We start from the raw sequence: 20,695 nt of genomic DNA on the forward strand, positions 1-20,695 counted from the left end.
CCGACCAGGCCGGGCGGGAGTCCGGTGACGCACCGGGCGCCGGGCCGTTCATCGCGGGAGTTCCTGCTCGTCGCCGCGCCGGGAGCGCTCCAGGTACGTGCGCGCGTGGTCCAGCTCGACGGTCAGGCTGTCCACGGTGATCGCCATGTTCTCCACGGCCTTGGCCTTGAACGTGTCGATCATGTCCATGGTGGCGTAGATGTTGTCGAACGCCTTGCGCAGCGCGTCCATGTCGACCGTGGTCGAGGTCGCCTGGGTCTGGATGTCGGCGGCCTGTGTGCGCAGCATCTCGCTGGTCGCCACGATCAGGTCGGAGGTGGTGGCGTTCAGTGCGGTGATCTGGTCGAGCACGAGTTTCTGGTTGGCGAGGGCTTGGGCCACGGTCACGGCCGTGCGCAGCGCCGCGACCGTCGTCGTGGTCGCCCGGTCCACGCCCTTGATCAGTTCGAGGTTGTTTTTGCGGATCAGGTCCAGTGCGAGATACCCCTGGGCGGACACCGCGAGCTGGGTGAGCAGGTCCTGGTGTTTTTGGCGGATGCCGAACAGCGCATCCGAGCGCAGCGTGGTGGCCTTCTCCGGTTCGGCCGCCTCGACGTACATGATCTTCTCTTCCACCGCGGCGTCGAGGGCGGCGGCGAGCAGCGCGTACTCCTGCAGGCGCTTCATCGACTCCCACAGGTTGGTCTTCTCGCCCTCGATGGCCGCGTTGTCCTTGCGCAGCTCGTCCTGCCCGGACTTCAGGGCGCGGATGATGTCGTCGAGGTGTTTCTGCGCCGACTGGTACTTCGCGAAGTAGTCGCGCAGCCGGTCGCCGAACGGGATCAGTCCCAGCAGCTTCTTGGCCGGGCCGGAGGTCTGCTTGGGATCGAGGTCGACGATCGTGCGGCGCAGCGCGACCAGCTGCCCTGCGACCGCCGCCTGTGCGTCCCGGCCCTCGCCCTTGACGGACGCCAGGGCGGCCACCGGGCGCCTCAGCATGCGGTTGGCCACCTGGGAGGAGGCCCGGATCTCCGCGTCGCCCATGGAGGTGATGTCGTGTACCTTGCGGGTGAATTCCGGCGACCTGGGGTCCAGGCCGCCCAGTTCCTCGGCGAAGTCGCCGGCCTTCTGCGCCAGTTCCGCGTCTCGCCCCTCCGGGACCGGCAGCATGGTGGCGGCCTTGTCCGTGGGCACTTTGGCCACGGGTTCGGGCGGGCTGAGCACGAGATCGCTCACGGTGGTCTCTCCTCGAAGCGCTGGGAAGGTGAGGTCAGGGAGTGGGTGAAGGGACCGCTCCGGAGCGGTAGAGCGTCTCGACCGCGGAGATCATGTTCTCCAGCCGGTCGTGGTCGGGGGGCTCCACCACGTCGACCAGGCCGGGTGGCAGCGGAGCCCCCACCTTCGCCACGAGGTCGTCGAACGCCCGGGGGGCGGCGGTGCGGAAGCCGTACAGGGCCGCGAGGCGCCCGAGTTCCGGGTCCTGCTGCAGGAGCCGGCCGACTTCGGTGCCCTGTGCGCTCAGCGGGATGAGCGTGTGTTTGCTCAGGACCGTGGGAGAGGGGTAGAGCAGTCGCATGTCGGGGCGGATCGAGCCGTCCCCGGCGAACAGGCGCGAGGCGTACTGCGCCTCGTAGATCACGACCATGGGCGTCTTTCCCATCCCCAGGGACAGGTAGTCCTCGAACGGCGCCTCGGTGGAGGTCTCGGAGTAGCCCTGGTCGAGGAAGAGGGGGGCGACGGCCTGGGCGACCCTAGCCCCCCGCTCGTCGGAGGTGACCACGTCGTCGCCGTTGGCCACGTAACCGGCGATCGCCAGGTACATCGCCGCGGAGTTGGAGGTGCGGATGTCGGTGGTGGTGAGCAGCACACGCTTGCGCGCCGGGTAAGCGGTATTATCCGGCAATTTATCCCATCGAGTACCTTTCGCCACCAAACCTAGATATTTCTGAATATCGAGCACCTGGTAACCCTGACCGGAGTCCCGTACGACGCCCGCCTTGGTGAGCACGTCCACGATCGGGGTGAAAGTGGCGATCGCCATGGGCGAGGAGAACGGCGCGAACGTGCGGGCGACGCCCCGGTCACGCCTGATCTTCTCGGCCGCCGGAGCGCTGGAGGGGAACGCGAAGCCGTACTTCCCCAGCTCCACCGAGGTCGCGATCTGGCGCGACCCGGCGGTGTCGACCTCCACCCGGAGGCCGTGCGCGGTGAAGGCCGCCCGCACTCTCGGATCGTCGAAGAACGGCTTCTTCTCCGATCCGATCACCCCCCGGACCAGGGTGAGCTCACGCGTCTCCGCGCCGCCGTCACGGTTGCCCACCACGATCGCCGCCACCACGGCGGCGCCGAGGAGCAGTGCCAGCCCGACGCCGATCCAACGTTTCATGTGATTCCTCGAAAGCTTGCTCCGTATCGCTATGAAATAGCGGTTGTCATTGAATTATGTGATTGACGACGACGGTGCGGGACGAGGCACTCACAACGTATTGACAATTCACTTTCCGTTCACCGATGCGCCGCTCAGAGGGCGGTCGCCCTCCTGCCCGGGCCTATGGTGGCGATCATGAGTCTGTATTCCTCCGAGGAGGAGGTGCCCGTCCTGACTCCGAAGATCGAGCGCAAAGAGGCGTTCGATCTCGCCGGCTACGTTCGGCGGGCCAGGAGCGGCCCCTGCTTCGTCTGCGCCATCCTGGCGGGCGCCCCCGGTTACGACTTCGAACAGGTCGTCTTCGAGGACGAGCACCACATCGCCTTCCTGGACCGCTACCCCACGCTGCCCGGCAAGGTCTTGGTGGCTCCCAAGGCACACGTCGAGCACGTGGTCCGCGACCTCGAGGAGGAGGCGTATCTGCGGTTGATGCGGACGGTCCGCCGGATCGCTGTGGCTGTTGAGGCGGTCGTTCCCTCTGAGCGCACCTATCTGCTTTCGCTGGGCAGTCAGCAGGGCAACACCCACCTTCACTGGCACATCGCCCCGCTGCCGCCCGGAACTCCCTACCCGAAGCAGCAGTTCCACGCCCTGATGACCGAGAACGGGGTGATCCCCTGGTCGGCGCAGCAGGCCTTCGACCTCGCCGAACGTCTTCGCGCGGCCTTGGCCGGGGCCGGCGGAGACGAGTGACCTTCACCGGGCGCCGGCCCGTACCGCCCCGGCGGCCGCGAGCGTTTGCGGGGCGCGGTGGGGCGCGGCCGTATGGACGTTTGTCGGGGTCGCTTCGCGGAGCGACCCCGACTTCGGCCGGCCTCTCCCCCGCTCCCGGGGAAAATATTTGTTGTTTGTCGGATTTTTGGCGCTTAGTTGGGCGGGTTAGCGCGGATCCTGTTCGTGAGACAGGCGGACGTGGCGGCCCTGCCAGTGTGAGCGCAACCAGCGGTCGTGGCTGGCGATCACGATCGCGCCCGGGCCTTCGGCGCCCAGCATCTCCTCCAGCTCGTCGCAGAGGCGGGGTGAGAGGTGGTTGGTGGGCTCGTCGAGCAAAAGCAGCTCGGGAGGGTCGGCCACCAGCAGTGCCAGCGCGAGCCGGCGGCGCTGGCCGACCGACAGCTCCCCCACCCGCAGGTTCATGTCGCGCGCGCCGATCAGGCCGAGCGAGCGCAGCGGTACGGCCTCGGCGCGTTCGGTGCCGAGCGCCAGCCGGTAGGTCTGTTCCACCGTGTGGCCGGGTCGTTCGAAGGTGGTGTCCTGGGGCAGCAGTCCGATGGTGAGTCCGTGCCTTCGCCGTATCCGTCCTCGCGCGTTCAGCCGTCCGGCCAGTACCGCCAGGAGTGTGGACTTTCCCGCTCCGTTGGGGCCGGTGAGCAGCAGCCGCTCCCCCGGTGCCATGTCGAGCCGGTCGATCGAGAGCCGTCCGGGCACCCGTACCTCGCGCAGGGACAGCAGGGTCTGGTCGCCGGGGTCGCGGGAGTCGGGGTCGCGGGAGGGGGTGGCGCAGGGTTTCGCGGGGTCGGCGGCGCCGATGGGGGCGGGCGGGGTCCGGGGGCGAAAGCGCAGCGGTGGCGGCGGGGCGGGGAGCTGGTCGCGTTCCAGTTCGGCGAGCCTGCGGGCGGCGTCGCGCACTCGTCGCGAGATCTGTTTCTGTACGCGTCCGGCGGCGTGTCCGTATCCCATTTTCTCGTTGTCGCGTTTCAGCCCGTCCGTCGGTGTCCGGCGGGCCGTCACCGCGACGGCGCGGCGCAGTTCGTCGAGTTCTTCCTGCTCTTCGCTGTGGCGTCGTTGCCAGCGTTGGCGTTGTGCGTGTTTTTCCGCCAGGTAGGCGCTGTATCCGCCTCCGTAGCGGACGGGGCCGTTCACCGCCGGGTCGAGGTCGATCAGGTCTGTGCAGACCGCGTCCAGGAAGGCCCGGTCGTGGCTCGCGACGATCACGACTCCTGTCATGTGGCGGAGTTGTTCTTGGACGAACGTCGCGGCGGTGTCGTCGAGGTGGTTGGTGGGCTCGTCCAGCAGTAGTGCGGCGGGCCGTCTGGTCAGTAGCGCGGCCAGGGCGAGCCGTCCGCGCTGGCCGCCTGACAGCGAGGTGAGGGTGCGTTCGTGGGGGAGGTCGCCGAGGCCGAAGCGGTCGAGGATGATTTTCGCGCGGCGGTCGGCGTCCCAGGACTCGTGTCGTTGTGCCTGGTCGAGTCTGGCGCCGTAGGCGGTGAGCAGGGTGGTGTCGTGGGGGGCGTCGGTGAGCGCTTTGGTGAGGCGGTCGAGTTCGGCGAGGTCGGTGCGGGCCTGGTGGAGGGCCTCGTCGAGGACGTCGGTGATCGTGGCCTGCGGGTCGAACGGCATTTCCTGGTGCAGGAAGCCGAGGTCGGCGGGCCGGGTGACGGTGCCGGAGTCGGGGGTGTCGGTTCCGGCCAGTAGTCGTAGCAGGGTGGATTTGCCGGCGCCGTTCTCGCCGATCAGTCCGATTCGGTGGCCGGGGGCGGCGGTGAGGGAGACGCCGTCGAGCACGCGCCGGGTGCCGAGGGTTCGTACGAGGTCGTGGGCGAGCAGTGCGTCACTCATCGGCGGGCCTGCCGGTCTTCGCCGGCCGCTCGCCGGTCGGCGGGGTCGTGTCGTGGGGGCCGGGGTTCTTCGCCGATCAGGTGTGGCGGGGCGGGGGCGGTGAGGCCCGTGTGGTCGCCGCCGGGGGTGAGGGCGGGTGTGTCGTGGGGCCGGGGGGCGGGGCGAGAGAAGGGCGGGCTGGAGCGGGTGGTGAATGTGTCGGACATGCGGGAGACCTCGTGCGTACGTGGTCCGGGCGTGCCGGAGCCGCCCGGCGTCGGGACAGGGGTTCAGGGAATGACGACCTGGCCACGTCGGCGGCGGTCATGTGCGCCTGCCGGGGCTGATCGGTCTCCGGTATCACCCGGAGATGTCGTCGTCGCCTGCCATGTCTGGTCTCCTCGTTGTCGATCCCGGGCATTTTACATCGTCGCGGCCGTCCGCCGGCGGGGCCGGTCCTGTGCGGGGGTGCGTTTTGGTCGTGGGGTCGGCGGTCATGGACGCCGGTGCCCGCGAGCTGGGCGCCGCTGCGCTCGGCGCCCTCGATGATGGCCAGTGCCAGCGGCCGGATTCGACCGCGAGCTCGGCGGCTCGCAGCGATCTGGCCGCTTTGCGTTGCCGTCCCTCACTGAGCCGGGCCGCCTGGTGCAGCGCCGTGATCGCGGCGACGGTCCCGCCCCGGTTCCGGGCCAGGCCGCCCGCCGAGACGCTCGCCGTAAAATACGGGGATAAGTCCAGTTCAGGGGGTGTTATGCGCTCGTTGACCCGCAAGGGAGCCGCGACGCGGCAGCGCGTTCTCGAGGGGGCGGCCGCGCACATCCGCGAGTACGGTGTGGCCGCCACGACCCTCGACGACGTGCTGGCCGTGACGGCGACGAGCAAGAGCCAGCTGTTTCACTACTTTCCCGGCGGGCGGGAGGAGTTGCTGCTGGCCGTGGCCCGTTTCGAGGCCGACCGCGTGCTGGAGGACCAGCGGCCCCAGCTCGGCGATCTCACCTCCTGGCCCGGCTGGCGGCTGTGGCGCGACAAGGTCGTCGAGCGCTACCGCAACCAGGGTCCCCGGTGCCCGCTCGGCTCCGTCGTGGCGCAGCTGGACGGCGGCACGCCCGGTGCCCAGGCCGTGGTCACCGAGCTGATGCGCCGCTGGCAGGCCGAGATCGCCGCCGGCGTGCGGCACATGCAGGAGGCCGGGGAGATCGACCCGGGCCTGGACCCCGACCGGGCGGCGGCCGCCCTGCTCGCCGGCATCCAGGGGGGCGTTCTGATCCACATGTCCACCGGTCAGACGGCCCATCTGGAGGCCGCCCTGGACATGGGCATCGCCTACCTTCGCACCGCCAGGCCCCCGTCGCCATAGCGGGCGGGAGGCGTTTGTGAGCGAGGGCCGGGGGTGACGGGCTTGAAGTGGTGCGCCCCCGTGTACTCGCTCACCCGCTTGCCGATCTCCGCCCCCTGCGCATCGGCCGAGCGGGTGTGAATACCACCCCACACCCGGGCCTCGATGACCTCGGCGAGCGCCTGCGAGAAGCTGTGGTAGTACCTGGTGGCGCCCGCTTGGGGACTGAACGCGCTGAAGGACAGGTCGTCCCGGCCGAAGAAGTGTGTCAGTGACGACATGCTCGCCCCGGTGGAACAGGTGTGCCCGGAGGTGAAGTCGGGATGCGGCGGCGTGTCGAGCAGGGGCTCCCAGCCGGAATCGGGCTTTGTGTCCGGATTTCCGTCGGTGCCGGCCTCCCGGATCGCGGTGATCGGCCGCCAGAAGTGCCAGGCCGCCTTCTCGCTGTTGCAGGCGATCGTGGCATCGGCCTTGGACAGATTCACCATCGCGTACATCCGCGCCGTCTGGAGCGTGCTGAGCCGTTGCGTCGTCGCGAGCTGGCGCTTGATCTCCCAGTCGCCGCCCCCATTGCGGTCGTGCCACCAGATCGCGGCCTGCGTCTGGTCTTCGGTCCTGACCGTGCTGGTCTTCGAGCCGATCTCCTTGACCTCGTTGATGTCCTCGGCATAGCGCTTGCTGGTGAGCGCCGGCGGGCCGGAGGTGCGGAACATGGACCCGCTGGGGATGAGGAACGGCTTGAGGTGAGCCATCCAGGCGCCGCTCGAGGCGAAGGCGGGAGGCGTCGGCCGCCATTGACCGGGCTTGGTGCCCACGGCCCAGGTCTGGTCGCCGTAGGCCCCGTCGTTCTTCCGCGCCGCGATCATCGCCGAGGCGGCCTGATCGCCGACCGCGATGCCACGCTGCTTGGGGCCGCCGGCCGGAATCCCGGCCAGCGCCTCGTCGTACTGCGTCGTCAGCCTCTCCCGCTGATCGGGGAACAGCGCGCTCAGCACCCGGTAGGCGGCGCTCGCCACGGCCGCGTCCATCGACGTGGCCCCCTTGACGCGAGGCGCGGTCAGATACGGCTGGTACGGAGTGCCCGCGATCGCGTTCACCGCGTCGTAGATGGCCCCGTGCACCATTGCAGCGCTACGGGACTGCTCCGGCGGCTGCTGCTGGGCGATGTCCCACATGGCGATCTGGGCGTTCCTGTCCCAGACGACGACGGCGTTGGCCCGCGGCGCCCCGTCCGACGCGTACGCGACCGGCGAACCCAAGCAGATCGGCGCCCCGGCAACGATTCCCGCGATGGCCACCCGGACGGCTTTCCGACGTGAGCCAGCGGTCATCCTTGCATCGCCTGAGTAGGACATACGAGCAAAATACTACGCCGGTTTCACCCGTCCCAGCAGCTCAACGACCGAATAATCGGTAAGGAGCAGGCCTAAAGCGATCTTCTCTCTTGCCCCCGGTGACGCCGACCCGAGCATCGGGCCCGAAGGGGGCCGGCGATGGAGCAGAGACGATGTGGGCGCGGCTGATGCGGCGCCCGGCCTGGCCGTGCGGGTAACCCTTAACCGATCACGGGAGGTGTCGCGCGGGCCGCTGTCGGGTGCGGGCTGCCCAGAACGTACAGGCCCTGCGGCCCGGCGGCGCACAGCGTGCCGGCGGCGTCCGCGAGCCAGGCCAGGGCGGTGATCCGTTCGGCGGTCTGGAAGGTGACCTCGTCGGATCCGTTCCACAGCTTGACGGTGCCGTCGTGTCCGCCGGTGGCCAGCCAGGCGCCGTCCGGGGAGAACGCCACCGCACCCACCCGGCCCCGGTGCGAGGAGAGACGGGCCTGCTCGTGGCCGTCCGGATCCCAGAGGCGCACGGTGCCGTCCGGCTCTCCGGTGGCCAAACGGTTGCCGTCAGGTGAGATCCCGATCTTGATCGGCTCCCAGTGCGGATCGCCGCCGAAGCTGCCGCGCCGCCCGCCTGCCGAGTCCCACACCACGACGTGGCGGCCGCCCCCGGCGGCCAGCCAGCTGCCGTCCGGCGAGATGATCACTGCGTTGACTTTCCAGAGGGGAGAACAGTCGAGGTCGAAGCGGAACGTGCCGTCGGCGTCCCAGATCCGGATCCGGTTGCGGGTCGCCGCGGCGAACCAGGTTCCGTCCGGGGAGACGGCGAGGGCGAAGATCGACTCTTTCGCGTCGTGGATCTTGAGGGTGCGGCGCAGATCGCCCTCGCGGTCCCACAACCGGACCTTGCCGGGGCCGCCGGCGGTGACGAGCCACGATCCGTCCGGAGCGATGGCGGGGGCCGACGAACTGTTCGACCCGCTCAGCCGGGCGAGCGGCTCGCCGTGAGCGTGCCAGAGCCGGACGTCCTCGTAGACGGCCGCCGTGGCGAACCAGGTACCGTCCGGGGAGACGGCGATCGCGGACACACCCCTGGACAGGGTGTCCACCTCGGCACGCCGGTGGCCGTCGGCGTCCCAGACACATACGCGGCCCCTGCCGTCACCGACGACGAACCACATACCGTTCGGGGCGGCGGCCAGGGCGGTCACCCGCCCGGTCTCACCCGGAGTCTCGACGGGCGGCTCAGGGGCGGTGTCCCATATCCTGGCAGCGCTGTTCTCACTGCTCGCGCCGGCGAGCCAGGTGCCGTCGGAAGCGATCGCGATCCCGCTCACCCAACCGGTGTGGCCGCCCAGCGTTCCTCGTGGCCTGCCGTCGCTCTGCCACAGGCGCACTGTGCCGGTCGCGTCGCCGCTGGCCAGCCATGCGCCGTCCGGGGCGATGGCCAGGGCGGTGACCGCGGCGTCATGGCCATCGATGACGCCGCGCACGCGCCCGTCGCGGTTCTGCATGTGGATCTGGCCGGCGTCGCTGCCGGCCGCGAGCCAGGAGCCGTCCGGGGAGATCGCCAGACAGCGGCATCCCGAGGTGAGGGCGAAAGCGTCGGGCAAGGCGGTGAAGTGCGAGTCCAGGACGTGGACGGCGCCGCGATCGTCACCCATGGCCAGCCAGGAGCCGTCCGGGGAGATCGCCAACGTCGTCACCTCGCCGTCGCCGGGATGCAGGAGGGCGATCGGGATGGCGCCGGGATCCAGGATCGTCACACGGGATCCGCGGACGCAGGCGAGCCAGTTGCCGTCCGGTGAGATGGCCAGCGCCGAGATCCAACCGATGGCGGCGTTGCTGTCGTACGTGGCCAGCAGGCGGCCCTGCCTGTTCCAGATGCGGACAGCGGCGCCGTGGTCGCCGGTGGCCAGCCAACCGCTGTCGGGGGCGATGGCGATCGCCGTCACCATGTCATGGTGACCTTCGAGGAAGGCGATGCGCTCTCCTTCGGGCGTCCACAGCCGGGCGGCGCCGACGGTGTGCTCCATGCTGATCGCATCGAAGCCGTTGCCGTCGCCGGTGACCAGGAAGGTGCCGTCGGGGGCGATGGCCAGCGCGCTGACTCCCCCTTGATGTCCGTCGAGAGTGGTCTGCAGGTCACCGTCGCTGTTCCACAGGCGCACGACGCCGACGGCGTCGCTGTAGTTGGCATTGGACTTCGGACCGCTGCTCTCACCGGTGGCCAGCCAACTGCCGTCGGGGGCGATCGCCAGCGCGGCCACGCCCTTGGGGTGGCCGGGAAGCAGGCGGCGCAGGTTCGCCGAGTCGCCCTCGGGAAGCGGCCAGCGGGCGGGCAGGAAGGGGATCCCGGCCTGTTCGGCGTACGAGGCGACCGACGATTGCCGACCGGGGATGGCGCTGAGCCGGGTCAGCAGGTCGCAGGAGGAGGCCAGCAGGTGCCCGAACCCGGAGAGCGTGCCGGCGATCCGCCGGGCCGTCGGCGAGGACGCGTGAGCGAGGTCGGCCGCCGCGGCGGCCGACCCGGATCGAGCGGTGCGCGGAACCAGCCAGCGGACGTCGCAGACGAGGTCGTTCACTTCGTCGTGCAAGCCGGCCTCTTTGAGGTGGAAGGCCAGGTTGTCCCACAGGTAGGGCTCGTCAGGCGGCAGGTTCCACCAACCGCCGGGAGCGTGCGCTCTGGCGCGGGTGATCAACCGGCGGCCGGCCATGATGAGGGCCGTCGACCCCGTTGCCGAGCGCAGATAGCCGCGGATGACGTCGTGCAGGGTGACCACAGCCGTCGAGTCGGCCCAGTGCAGCGTGAGCAGGGCGAGCTCGTGCAGCTTCTCGCACTGGCGCTCCGCTTCGGGCGTGGGGCATCCCCACAGCAGGGCGACAGTGTCGATCGGCACGTCGGTGTCCTCGGGCAGGACGCCGAGCTCGCCGAACCTGGCCTGCTCCTCGCCGGTGAGCAAGTCCAGGCTGTAGTCGACGGTCGCGCTCACCGCCTGCGCGCGCTCGTCGTTCACGGTGAGGTCGAAGGTGGCCGGTCCGTTCGCCCGCAGCCGCTGTAGCGCCCCCTCAGCGGCCGTGTCCACGGCGGCGCCGCCGGCCCGCTGTTTGCGCAGGCGGGCGTTGACGATCGCCAACAGCAGCGGCCAGCGGCCGGTGGCGCGCAGCAGATCCCGTGCGAGATCGGCCCGCATGTCCGGCAGGTGACGGGTGAGCAGGTGGGTGGCCGCCTGCGGGGACATCTCATCGACCTCGATCGTGGTGCCCCGCACGATGGACGGACGCCGAGTGGTGACCAGGAGCTGAGCATGGGCGGCCGCGAGCAGGAACGGACCGAGCTGGGCGGCGTTCCACACGTCGTCGATTACCAGTAGTACCGGCTTGCGACCGTCAAGGACCTCGGCCAGCCGGTGGCCGGCCTGCTCGGGATCGCCGAACTCGGGGCGTTCCCCGTCGAGGTGGGCCACGACGTCGTTGATGAGGGAGGCGAGTTCCGCGCCGGTCCGGTCGCGGCCGAGCGTCACCCAGACGATGCCGCCCTTGAACCGCCGGCGGGCCTCCCGGCGATGGCAGATCTCGGTGGCGAGCGAGGTCTTGCCGAAGCCGCCCAGGCCAACGATGCCCGTAGCCAGCCCGGCGTGCAGCGCAGCTGTGATCATGGCGAGTTCCGGCCGGTCGACCCACTCTGGATCCCGCGGCGGCACGCGGAACGACGGCACCCGAGCCCAGCGCTCGGACAACGTGGGTAACAGCAGGGTGAGGGCGACAACGAGCAGAACGGCACCGGCGAGACCGGCGATCCAGGCGGGCCGATTGCCGGTGACATTGTCGGGAAGGTAGTCGCTGACGACATTGACCGGCAGGCCGATCACGATGCCCAGCACCACGAGTGAGGTCGTCACCAAGGCCGGTGCGAGCGTCCTGCGGCGAGCCATGGATCACCTCGCGCTCACTTTAACGCCTGGATGACCCGTGCGAGGACCGGATGAGGCCATGACGATCGCTGGCGGTGGTTCGCCGGGAGCGCGCTTGCCTTACATGGCTGATGTCTTCTCTTGGGAAATTTCCTCATCGCTGCCGGGACCCCGGGATCCGGCGGACGCCGGCTCGGCCCGCGATCAGGTGAGGGCCCCGGGGCGAGGACCCCTCGCCGCCGCGGTTCGCGCCGGGCGGGGCCGGTGGGGTGGCCGGGCCGTGGCGTCCCGGCCCCCACATTTTGGACTTGACAGTCCATTTTTTCGTCCGCAAGCTGATGAATGGACCGCACGGTTCAGAAAGGACGTGGCTCCGGCTGCCGCCCCGGACCGCCCGGGCGGGTGTCGCGGCCGCGCGGGCTCACCCGTCCTTCGCCATCCGATTCCCGCCGGGAGACACCCGGGCCCCGGCCGCTCGCGGGAACCGGGACGGACCAGTCCCCCGGGCTCTGCCCACGAACGGAAGTGACACCCTCATGTCTTTGGATCACTACTACCTGCTCGGACGTTCCGGACTGCGCGTCAGCCGGCTGGCCCTGGGCACGATGAACTTCGGCACCGGCGGTTTCCACGCCGCGTACGGCAGGACCGAGCAGGAGTCCGGCGCCATCTTCCACCGCTACCTCGAAGCGGGCGGCAACTTCGTCGACACCGCGGACTTCTACACCGCGGGCGAGAGCGAGACCATCCTCGGCAACCTCATCGCCGCCGCAAAGGTGCGCGACAGGGTGGTGCTCACCACCAAGTTCACCAACAGCGTCGACCCCAAGGACCCGAACGCGGGGGGCAACGGCCGCAAGCACATGATCAGAGCGGTCGAGGCGTCGCTGCGCCGCCTGCGCACCGACTACGTCGACCTGTTCATGCTGCACACCTGGGACCGGATCACTCCCGTCGAGGAGGTCATGCGCACCCTCGACGACCTCACCAGGGCCGGAAAGATCCGCTACGCGGGGCTGTCGGACGTGCCGAGCTGGTACGCGGCGCGGGCCCAGACCTACGCCGAGGCCCATTCCCTGGAGCCGGTGATCAGCCTGCAGCTGCCCTACTCCCTCATCGACCGGGCGATCGAGACCGAGCACGTGCCGATGGGGCAGAGCCTGGGACTCGGCATCACCGCGTGGAGCCCGCTGGGCGGCGGCTTCCTCACCGGCAAGTACCGCTCCACCGACCAGGGCCTGACCGGGGAGGGCCGGCTCACCGGCGCGGGCTCGCCCGGCCGGCAGCGGACCGAGCGGGACTGGCGGCTGCTGGCCACGCTCGAGAACGTCGCCGACAAGCTCGGGCTGACGATGGCCCAGGTCGCGCTCAACTGGGTCGCCACCCAGCCCGGGGTCGCCGCGGCCATCGTCGGGGCGAGCAACACCGGCCAGCTCGACACCACCTTGACCGCGCTCGACGTCGAACTGCCGGCCGAGCTGCGCGCCCAGCTCGACGAGGCCGGCTCCGTGCCCCCCGCGTCGGTCTACCAGATGTTCACCCCCGCCTATCAGAGCTGGCTGGTCAACCCCGGCCTCAAGGTCGGCGACAAGCCCGCCGAGTACGCCCCGGTCGTACGGAACTGGACGCCCGAGGCCGGCGGCTGAGAACCGTCGCCCGCCACGGCGATCCCCCTTCATCCCCCGGGCGCGGGCCCGCGCCCGGGGGATGAAGGGGGTGGATGCCCGCGTGGGACGGGCGGGCCCGTCCCACGCGGCGCCACGGCGGCGAGCGGTCAGTCCGCCACGGTCAAGACCGTGCCCGCGCCGACCGTGAGCCCGCCCTCGCGGATCGCGAAGCCCAGGCCCGGCTCGGCCGCCACCGCCCTGCCCAGCTCCACCGACACCTCCACGGTGTCGCCGGGCCGGGCCGGCGAGGGCAGCGTCAGCTCACCCGGCACGTCGGTGGTGCGCAGGTAGAACTGCGGCCGGTACCCGGAGGCGATCGGCCGGCGCCGCCCGCCCTCCTCGGCCGTCAGGAGGTACAGCCGGGCGGTGAAGGACCGGCGGGCGCGCTGGCTGCGCGGGGCCGCCAGCACCATTCCGCGCCGCACCTGCTCGCGCCGGACGCCGCGCAGCAGCACGGCGGCGTTGTCGCCCGCCTCGCCCCGCTCCATCGTCTTGCCGAACGTCTCCACCCCGGTGACCACCGCGCTGAACCCGTCGCCGAGCCCGACGGCCTCCACCGAGTCGCCCACGCGCACGGTGCCCCGCTCGATGGCGCCGGTGACGACCGTGCCCCGGCCGCTCACCGTGAGCACGTTCTCCACCGGCATCAGGAACGGCGCGTCCACGTACCTGACCGGCACGGGGATGTGCTCGTCCACCGCCGCCAGCAGCGCCTGGACCGACGCCGCCCACTCGGGGTCGCCCTCCAGCGCCCGCAGCCCCGACACCCGCACCATCGGCACGTCGTGGTAGCCGTGCTCGGCGAGCAGGTCGGCCAGCTCCAGCTCGACCAGGTCGGCCAGCTCGGGGTCGGCGCCGTCGGCCTTGTTGACCGCGACGACCAGGTGCTCGACGCCCACCCGCCTGGCGAGCAGGACGTGCTCCCTGGTCTGCGGCATGATGCCCTCCCGGGCGGACACGACGAGGATCGCGCCGTCGAGCTGCGCCGCCCCCGTGATCATGTTCTTCACGTAGTCGGCGTGGCCCGGCATGTCCACGTGGGCGTAGTGCCTGGTGGCGGTCTCGTACTCGACGTGCGAGATGTTGATCGTGATGCCCCGCAGGTGCTCCTCGGGGGTACGGTCGATCCGCTCGAACGGCGTGTAGGTGGCCTGCCCCCGCTCGGCGAGCACCTTGGTGATCGCGGCGGTCAGCGTGGTCTTGCCGTGGTCGACATGTCCCATCGTGCCGATGTTGAGGTGCGGCTTGTTCCGCACGTAGGCCTGCTTGGCCATGATGTCTCTTCCTTCGCACTGCCTGGATCCGCGGTGACCCGTCTACGGGCCGGCTACCTCCCCCCGCCGGGTCACCTCGGGACTCACGGGAAGAGGTCAGCGCTCCAGGCCGTCGCGGACACGCCCGAAGGCACCCGCGGCGGCGGGTGTCACGAGGCGGGCGTACCGGAACATGGTGACCATGGTGACCGCCTCAGCAGCGGCGCACAACGGATTATTCCCCGCCCCCGGGCAGATGCGGGGCCCGCGCCCGGGGCCCCGCGACCCGGGACGGCGGGGCGATCCGAAACGGCGCGACCTGCCGCTAGGCGGGCCGGGCGGCGAGGAACTGGGTGGCGGCGAGCTCGCGGTAGAGGTCGTCGGTGGCGAGCAGGTCGGCGTGGGTGCCGGTGGCCCTGACCCGGCCGCCCTCCATCACCACGATCCGGTCGGCGCCGGCCACCGTGGACAGCCGGTGGGCGATCACCAGCACGGTGGTCTCCGAGGACACCTCGGCGATCACCTCCCGCAACAGCAGCTCGTTGACCGCGTCGAGCTGGGAGGTGGCCTCGTCCAGCAGCAGCAGGCGGGGGCGGCGCAGCAGCGCCCGCGCGATGGCCACCCGCTGGCGCTCGCCTCCGGAGAGCGCGACGCCGCGATGACCCACCTCGCTGTCCAGCCCCGCGGGGAGCCGGGCGACCAGCTCCTCCAGCCGCGTCAGCCCGAGCACCCGCCCGACGGCCTCGCCCGAGGCGTGCGGCGTCGCCAGGAGGAGGTTCTGGCGGAGCGTGCCGTCCAGCACCGGCGCGTCCTGCTCCACGTAGCCGAGGGCGGCGCGCAGCTCGGCCGGCCGCCACCGCCGGATGTCGCGCCCGTCGACGGTGATCGTGCCGGCCTGGTGTTCGTAGAACCGCTCCAGCAGGGCGAAGACCGTGGACTTGCCCGCCCCCGAGGGGCCGACCAGCGCCGTCACGCCGCCGGCCGGGACGGCGAAGGACACCTGCTGGTGCGCCGGCGGGCGGCCGTCGCCGTAGCCGAAGGCCACGTTCTCGAACGTCACACCGACCGGCGCCCCCTCCACCCGGCCCGTGCCGCCCGTGCCCCGCGGCGAGATCTCCTCCGCCGGAAGGTCCTCGATCTCCCGGATCCGGCTGAGCGCCGCCAGGCCGCCCTGCACCCGGGTGAGCCCCTGCACCAGCTGGGCGATCGGCGCGACCAGGTAGAACAGGTAGAGCAGGAAGGCCACCAGCGACGACACCTGCAGGGCCCCGGAGGCGACCCGGGCCCCGCCGACGCCGAGCACCGCCACGAAGGTGAGCTGGGCGGCGCCCCAGGAGGCGGTGCCCGCCACCGAGGTCCACCAGGCGACGGCGACACCGCGGTCGCGGGCCCGGCGAGCCGCGCCGGTCACCGCGTCGATCTCCCGCTGCTCGGCTCCGGCGGCCTTGACCGTGCGGAAGGCCTGCAGCGCCCGGTCCAGCGCCGCGCCCATCTCCCCCACCGACTCCTGCGCCTGGATCGAGGCCCGCCGGATCCGCGGCATGACCAGGCCCACCAGGGCGCCGACCAGGACGAGCACGCCCACGGTGACCAGCAGCAGGAGCCCGTCCATGAGCGCCATCATCACCACGGCGCCCACCAGCATGAACACCGCGGTGGCCGACTCGACGATCCCGTTGGTGAACACCGCGCGCAGCAAGGTGGTGTCGGAGGTGACGCGAGACAGCAGGGCGCCGGGCTTGAGCCGGTCCACCTCGCGGACGGGCAGCCGCAGCATCCGGTCCACCAGGGCGCGCCGGGCGCGGTAGACGATGCCCTCCCCCATGCGCTCGAGCACGTACCTGCCCAGCGCGCCGGCGAGCGCGCCCGCCGCGAGCACGACCACGGTCAGGCCCAGCAGCGGCCCGGCCGGTGAGCGCTGCGCGCCGAACGCCTCGACCGCCGTCTTGGCCAGCAGCGGCATCGCCAGCCCGGCCAGCGAGCCGGCCAGGGTGAGCGCCCCGCCGAGTGCGAGCAGGCCGCGGTGGGGCCGCAGGTGGCCCAGCAGCGGCCGCCAGGAGGCGTGCGCGCGGCTCATGCCGGGGTGGGAGCGAGGTAGGGCGGGCGAAGGGCTATGCGGCGGCGGACCTCCTCGGATCCGAAGTGGTGGTCCAGGCGCCGGGTCGCCTCGGCCCAGTCGCGCATCGAGCGGATCGCGGACAGGGTCTCCACCACGAAGGGGTCGCGCCAGCGGTCGATCGAGCGCTGCCACAGGGTGAGGGGGTCTTCGGCCAGCAGGCTTCCCACGGTCCCTTCGTAGATGGGCATCGCCCGCACCTGCCCGTCGGGCTCCACCTGCATCATCGGGAAGCCGTAGCGCGCGATCATGTCGGGGTTCATCTGCAGGAGGAAGTTGTCGGTCGTCATCACCTGCACCGAGGGCGGCGCCAGGGACCGCAGGTGCGCGACGCGCTCGGGGTCGGTCAGCGTGCCCAGTTCCTGCCCGGTGAGCAGCTCGCCCTCGAAGCCCGGCCTGCTGGCCAGCCCGGACGGCAGCACGGCGCCGAAGATGAGGAACGCCATGTTCGCGAAACGGGGGGCGACGGCGGTGCAGAACTCCTCCACCTGGTGGAGGTTGCCGCGGGTGACCACGCAGTCGATGCCGAACCTCACCCCGTGTCGCGGGGCGACCTCGTCGAGGATGGCCAGCGCCCGCATCGCCCGCTCGAACGAGCCGGCCCGCCCGCGGATCCCGTCGTGGACCTCGGCGCTGGCCCCGTCGACGCTCACGGTGATCCGGGAGAAGACCCGGGCGGCGTCCCGGGCCGCCCGCGGGGTGAGGGTCCAGCCGCCGGTGTAGAGGTTGACGGCGATGCCGGCCTGCCTGATGCGCTCGGCGACGTCGAAGATCCCCCGCACCAGCAGCGGTTCGCCGCCGGCGAACTCCACCGACTCCGGGCCCAGGGCGACGATCGCGTCGGCGACCCGGAGCATCTCGTCGTGGTCCAGCTGGCGAGAGGGCCGCCTGCCCGACTCGGAGTAGCAGTGCGTGCATCGCAGGGGGCAGGCATAGGTGACGTCCCAGGTGACGGTACCGGGCCCTTTGAGGCTGCTCATGGCATTCCCTTCAACGCCTGACGGTCGGTGGGCGCCAGCATGCGCGGCGCCACTTGTGGCGTACTTGGAAGCGGCTGAGGCGCGTTCCCAAGCGCGCCGGGCGCTCGCCCCCACCCGCCGCGAGCCGTCTGGAAACGCCGTGACCTGCGCGAACGATGGTGGCGGTGCTCGCTGTGCCGGTGGGCGCCGTCCTTGTCACCTGCACCTGCAGCCGCCTCCAAGCGCGGCGCAAGTAGCGCCTTGCATGCTCGAGACCGCGGTCAGCCGGACACGGTTCGACGTCACGTTCGGACGTCGTGTCCGGCCCGGGGACCGCGGACGTCCGTTCCGATGACGGGGAGAGGCAACCATGCACGACGAACGCCTACCGGCCGCGGGCGCGGCCCTTGTCCCAGGAGCCGGCGATGGCGGTGCGTGAGCGGCTGACGCTGGAGCCGGTACCGCTGGAGCAGGTGCCCGAGGTCACCCGCTTCCTCACCGAGCTCGGCCTGGGAGTGCTGCGGCAGGAGGCGATCACCGCGTTCTTCGGCCGCAACGACAGCTGGGCGGGGGTGACCGACGCCGGCGTCCCGGTCTTCGTCAAGAAGACCCTCGGCGAGGCGGAACCGGTCCGGCTCAGGGTGGAGCGGACCAGGGCGATGAGCGCGCTGCTCGACGGGCACCAGGTGATCAACGCGCCCCGGTTCCTGGGCGGCGACGCCGAGTCCGGCCTGGTGGCCTTCGCCCTGCTGCAGGACGCCCGCAGCGGAGCCGACCTCGCCTCCGACGACGACTTCACCTGGGAGCTGGCCCGCTCGGCCGGCCTGCAGATCGGAACGCTCCACACCCTCCAGGCGCCGCCGGTGGTGGCCGAGGACACCTCGCCGCCGCCGGTCCCGCCGCTCGGCCGCCTGTCGGCCCTCCCGCTGAGCGTCTACGCGGCCGCGAGCGGCGCCGAGCTGGAGGCGTGGGCGATCCTGCACAACGACCCCGCGATCGTCGAGGCGATCGGCGACCTGGCGCGGTGGGAGCGGCGCGCCCCCCGCGTCCCGGTGCACTGCGACATCCGGCTCGACCAGTTCCTGTACCACGACGCCACCCTCTACCTGACCGACTGGGAGGAGGCCAGGCCGGCCGACGCCGCGCGCGACGTGGGCGCCTTCGCCGGTGAATGGCTCTACCGGGGCGTGCTCGGCATGGCCGGCGGCGACGACACCCCGAACGAGCGCGAGGTCCTCGCCAACGGCACCCGCCGCTTCGAGGCCCTGCGGCCCTACATCGAGTCCTTCTGGTCGGGCTACCTGCGGGCCAGGCCCGCGGCGCGCTCGGATGGCGAGCTGGCGGCCAGGGCGGCGGGTTTCGCCGGCTGGCACCTGATCGACCGGCTCATCGTGGCCGGTCACCGGCGCGGGCGGCTGTCGCCCCTGGAGCGCGCCGCGGCCGGCGTCGGGCGCAGGCTCCTGCTCGACCCCGCAGCCTTCACCACCATCCTGGGCCTGGGAGACGAACGATGACGCGGGCGCTGACGGAGGCACTGACGCGGGCGCTGGAGCGGGTACGCGTCGGCGCGGACCTGACCTCGGCCGGCGTGGACGGCCGGGAGATCACCGCCGGCGGTCCCAAGGCCCTGCGCAAAGCGCTCGCCGACGCGCTGTACGAGGCCTTCCACACCGGCCGCGACCCGCAGGGGGAGCAGCCGCGCAGGCCGACGCGCGACCCCGGCTTCGAGCAGGCGCTTCGCGCGATGGTCCCGCACGACAGCACCCGTGTCCTGGCCGCGGTGGAGCCCGGCTCGCCGGCGGTGGTCCGGCTGAACGGCGTGCGCGTGCTGCTGTCGCCGGATCGGCTCGGCGCCGAGGCCCGCGACGAGGCCCGCGACGAGGCCCGCGACGAGACCGGCGGCGGGCTGTCGCGCTGGGTCACCCTGCCGGCGGTGTTGCCGGCACTGTCGCCCGGATTCCTGCTCGTCAACGGATCACACGGCCACGGCATGCGGGAGGGCGCCTGCGTGCGGGTGTACGCCGGAGCCCGGACGCCCGAGGCGGCCCCCGGGCTGTGGGGCGCGATACTGGCGCGGCTGGAGGAGCTGCGGCTGCCCTACCGGGCCAAGGTGCTCTCGGCCCGCGACCACTACCCCCGCCGCGACAGCATCGTCGTCTACCTGGGGCGGCGCTCCTGGCACGCCGTCCCGGACGTCGCCGCGGCCGCGGCCGCCGCCGGCGGGCTGCGCGAGGACCTGTCCCTCTACGTCGCCGCGCTCGGTCGCGGCGTCGGCTGGGCCTGGGAGCCGCACGACCCCCGGCCGGGGATGCGCGGGCTGAGTTTCGGCGAGCACCGCTCCCAGGCCGTCGCCGCCGGGCTGGTGGCCTGCGCCGGGCAGGGCGGCGACCGGGAGCAGGCGGTGACCGAGGCGCTGCGGGCCGCCGGGGTGGTGCCCGGCGCGGTGCACCGCAACCTCGGCTCGCCACCGCTGCCCTTCGAGACTTCCGGACCCGGATCGGGATCCGGATCCCCCGAGACCCAGGAAAGGAGGTGAACACCATGTCCATCGAGATCCTGATGGAAGGCGCCGACGCCTACACCTCGCTCGCCGAGGTCGCGACGGTCCCCGGCGCCGACAGCCTGGGGGCCTGGCCGAACCAGAGCTACCTCACCAGCCCGCTGTGCCTCATCGCGTACACGATCGAATCCGGCTGCTGACGAAACCCGCGTGGCGGCCTCGCGGACACGTGCGGCCACGCCACGGACTCACCTTCATCTGAGAGCAACGAGGAGAACACCATGTCCATCGAGATCCTGATGGAAGGCGCCGACGCCTACACCTCGCTCGCCGAGGTCGCGACGGTCCCCGGCGGCGACAACCTGGAGGCCTTCCCGCCCAACAGCTGGCTCACCAGCCCGCTGTGCAGCATCGCCTACACCATCCAGTCCGGCTGCTGAGCCGGCGTCCGAAGCCGGAGCCGGAAAGGGGGTGAACACATGTCCGCGGAGCTTCTGATGGAGGGCGCCGACGCCTATACCTCGCTCGCCGAGGTCGCGGCGGTCCCGGGGGTCGACACCCTTGAGGCCCTCCCGACGACGACCGACTGGATCTACAGCATCTGCACGCTGACCATCGAGGGCGGCTGCTGACGTACGTGATCGACGTGGCGGCGCCGCGGATTCGCGGCGCCGCCACGG

16 protein-coding genes are annotated in these 20,695 nt (G+C 71.5%); 8 read left to right on the top strand and 8 right to left on the bottom strand.

What is annotated here, in order from left to right; all coding sequences use genetic code 11:
* Window positions 1-48: 48 nt before the first annotated feature.
* Both ACVCAG_RS12200 and ACVCAG_RS12205 read right to left on the bottom strand, forming a co-directional pair.
* Complete coding sequence (locus ACVCAG_RS12200) at window positions 49-1,215, bottom strand: toxic anion resistance protein (protein ID WP_440083458.1); 1,167 nt, start codon at window positions 1,213-1,215, stop codon at window positions 49-51.
* 34 nt (window positions 1,216-1,249) lie between these two features.
* A complete protein-coding gene (locus tag ACVCAG_RS12205; protein ID WP_440083459.1) occupies window positions 1,250-2,365 on the bottom strand; it encodes a hypothetical protein in 1,116 nt (371 codons plus the stop codon).
* Window positions 2,366-2,542: 177 nt separating this feature from the next.
* On the opposite strand from ACVCAG_RS12205, the gene ACVCAG_RS12210 reads away from it, so the two are divergent.
* Window positions 2,543-3,100, top strand: a complete 558-nt coding sequence (locus tag ACVCAG_RS12210) for an HIT domain-containing protein (protein ID WP_440083460.1) — start codon at window positions 2,543-2,545, stop codon at window positions 3,098-3,100.
* Between the two features lie 186 nt (window positions 3,101-3,286).
* On the opposite strand, the gene ACVCAG_RS12215 is transcribed toward ACVCAG_RS12210, so the two are convergent.
* Window positions 3,287-4,966 carry an ATP-binding cassette domain-containing protein gene (locus ACVCAG_RS12215; RefSeq protein WP_440083461.1) on the bottom strand — a complete coding sequence of 560 codons (1,680 nt, stop codon included), beginning with the start codon at window positions 4,964-4,966 and terminating at the stop codon, window positions 3,287-3,289.
* A gap of 730 nt (window positions 4,967-5,696) precedes the next feature.
* Between ACVCAG_RS12215 and ACVCAG_RS12220 the strand changes: the two genes are divergently transcribed.
* On the top strand, window positions 5,697-6,302 hold the full coding sequence (locus ACVCAG_RS12220) for a TetR family transcriptional regulator C-terminal domain-containing protein (RefSeq protein WP_440083462.1): 606 nt from the start codon (window positions 5,697-5,699) through the stop codon (window positions 6,300-6,302).
* Here the strand turns inward: ACVCAG_RS12220 and ACVCAG_RS12225 are convergent.
* Both ACVCAG_RS12225 and ACVCAG_RS12230 read right to left on the bottom strand, forming a co-directional pair.
* A complete protein-coding gene (locus tag ACVCAG_RS12225) occupies window positions 6,269-7,579 on the bottom strand; it encodes a phosphatase PAP2 family protein (protein WP_440083464.1) in 1,311 nt (436 codons plus the stop codon). The two genes, ACVCAG_RS12220 and ACVCAG_RS12225, sit on opposite strands and share 34 nt — an antisense overlap.
* Window positions 7,580-7,836: 257 nt before the next feature.
* Complete coding sequence (locus ACVCAG_RS12230) at window positions 7,837-11,508, bottom strand: NB-ARC domain-containing protein (protein WP_447189834.1); 3,672 nt, start codon at window positions 11,506-11,508, stop codon at window positions 7,837-7,839.
* Between the two features lie 548 nt (window positions 11,509-12,056).
* Between ACVCAG_RS12230 and ACVCAG_RS12235 the strand changes: the two genes are divergently transcribed.
* Complete coding sequence (locus ACVCAG_RS12235) at window positions 12,057-13,166, top strand: aldo/keto reductase (RefSeq protein ID WP_440083467.1); 1,110 nt, start codon at window positions 12,057-12,059, stop codon at window positions 13,164-13,166.
* 128 nt (window positions 13,167-13,294) lie between these two features.
* Here ACVCAG_RS12235 and tuf read toward each other — a convergent pair whose 3' ends face one another.
* The 3 genes from tuf to ACVCAG_RS12250 form a co-directional block, all read right to left on the bottom strand.
* Window positions 13,295-14,461: an elongation factor Tu gene (gene tuf / locus ACVCAG_RS12240; RefSeq protein WP_440083468.1), complete on the bottom strand. Its 1,167-nt coding sequence runs from the start codon at window positions 14,459-14,461 to the stop codon at window positions 13,295-13,297.
* A 304-nt stretch (window positions 14,462-14,765) separates the two neighbouring features.
* The gene (locus tag ACVCAG_RS12245; RefSeq protein WP_440083469.1) at window positions 14,766-16,517 is read right to left on the bottom strand and encodes an ABC transporter transmembrane domain-containing protein; all 1,752 of its coding nucleotides are present in this window, start codon (window positions 16,515-16,517) and stop codon (window positions 14,766-14,768) included.
* Window positions 16,514-17,536 (bottom strand): radical SAM protein, encoded by a 1,023-nt coding sequence (locus ACVCAG_RS12250; RefSeq protein ID WP_440083470.1) that lies wholly within the window; start codon window positions 17,534-17,536, stop codon window positions 16,514-16,516. The genes ACVCAG_RS12245 and ACVCAG_RS12250 overlap by 4 nt, the downstream gene beginning before the upstream one ends.
* Window positions 17,537-17,940: 404 nt before the next feature.
* On the opposite strand from ACVCAG_RS12250, the gene lxmK reads away from it, so the two are divergent.
* The 5 genes from lxmK to ACVCAG_RS12275 all read left to right on the top strand — a co-directional run bounded on the left by lxmK (window position 17,941) and on the right by ACVCAG_RS12275 (window position 20,647).
* Window positions 17,941-19,029 carry a class V lanthionine synthetase subunit LxmK gene (lxmK, locus tag ACVCAG_RS12255; RefSeq protein ID WP_440083471.1) on the top strand — a complete coding sequence of 363 codons (1,089 nt, stop codon included), beginning with the start codon at window positions 17,941-17,943 and terminating at the stop codon, window positions 19,027-19,029.
* On the top strand, window positions 19,026-20,051 hold the full coding sequence (locus ACVCAG_RS12260) for a T3SS effector HopA1 family protein (protein ID WP_440083472.1): 1,026 nt from the start codon (window positions 19,026-19,028) through the stop codon (window positions 20,049-20,051). Before lxmK ends, ACVCAG_RS12260 begins: the two co-directional genes overlap by 4 nt.
* Window positions 20,052-20,056: 5 nt before the next feature.
* A complete protein-coding gene (locus ACVCAG_RS12265) occupies window positions 20,057-20,215 on the top strand; it encodes a hypothetical protein (RefSeq protein WP_440083473.1) in 159 nt (52 codons plus the stop codon).
* Between the two features lie 81 nt (window positions 20,216-20,296).
* Entirely contained in the window at window positions 20,297-20,455 is a 159-nt protein-coding gene (locus ACVCAG_RS12270; protein WP_440066705.1) for a hypothetical protein, read from the top strand.
* A 39-nt stretch (window positions 20,456-20,494) separates the two neighbouring features.
* Window positions 20,495-20,647 carry a hypothetical protein gene (locus ACVCAG_RS12275; protein ID WP_440083474.1) on the top strand — a complete coding sequence of 51 codons (153 nt, stop codon included), beginning with the start codon at window positions 20,495-20,497 and terminating at the stop codon, window positions 20,645-20,647.
* The last annotated feature ends 48 nt before the right edge of the window (window positions 20,648-20,695 follow it).

Source organism: Streptosporangium sp. G12, from assembly GCF_052983175.1.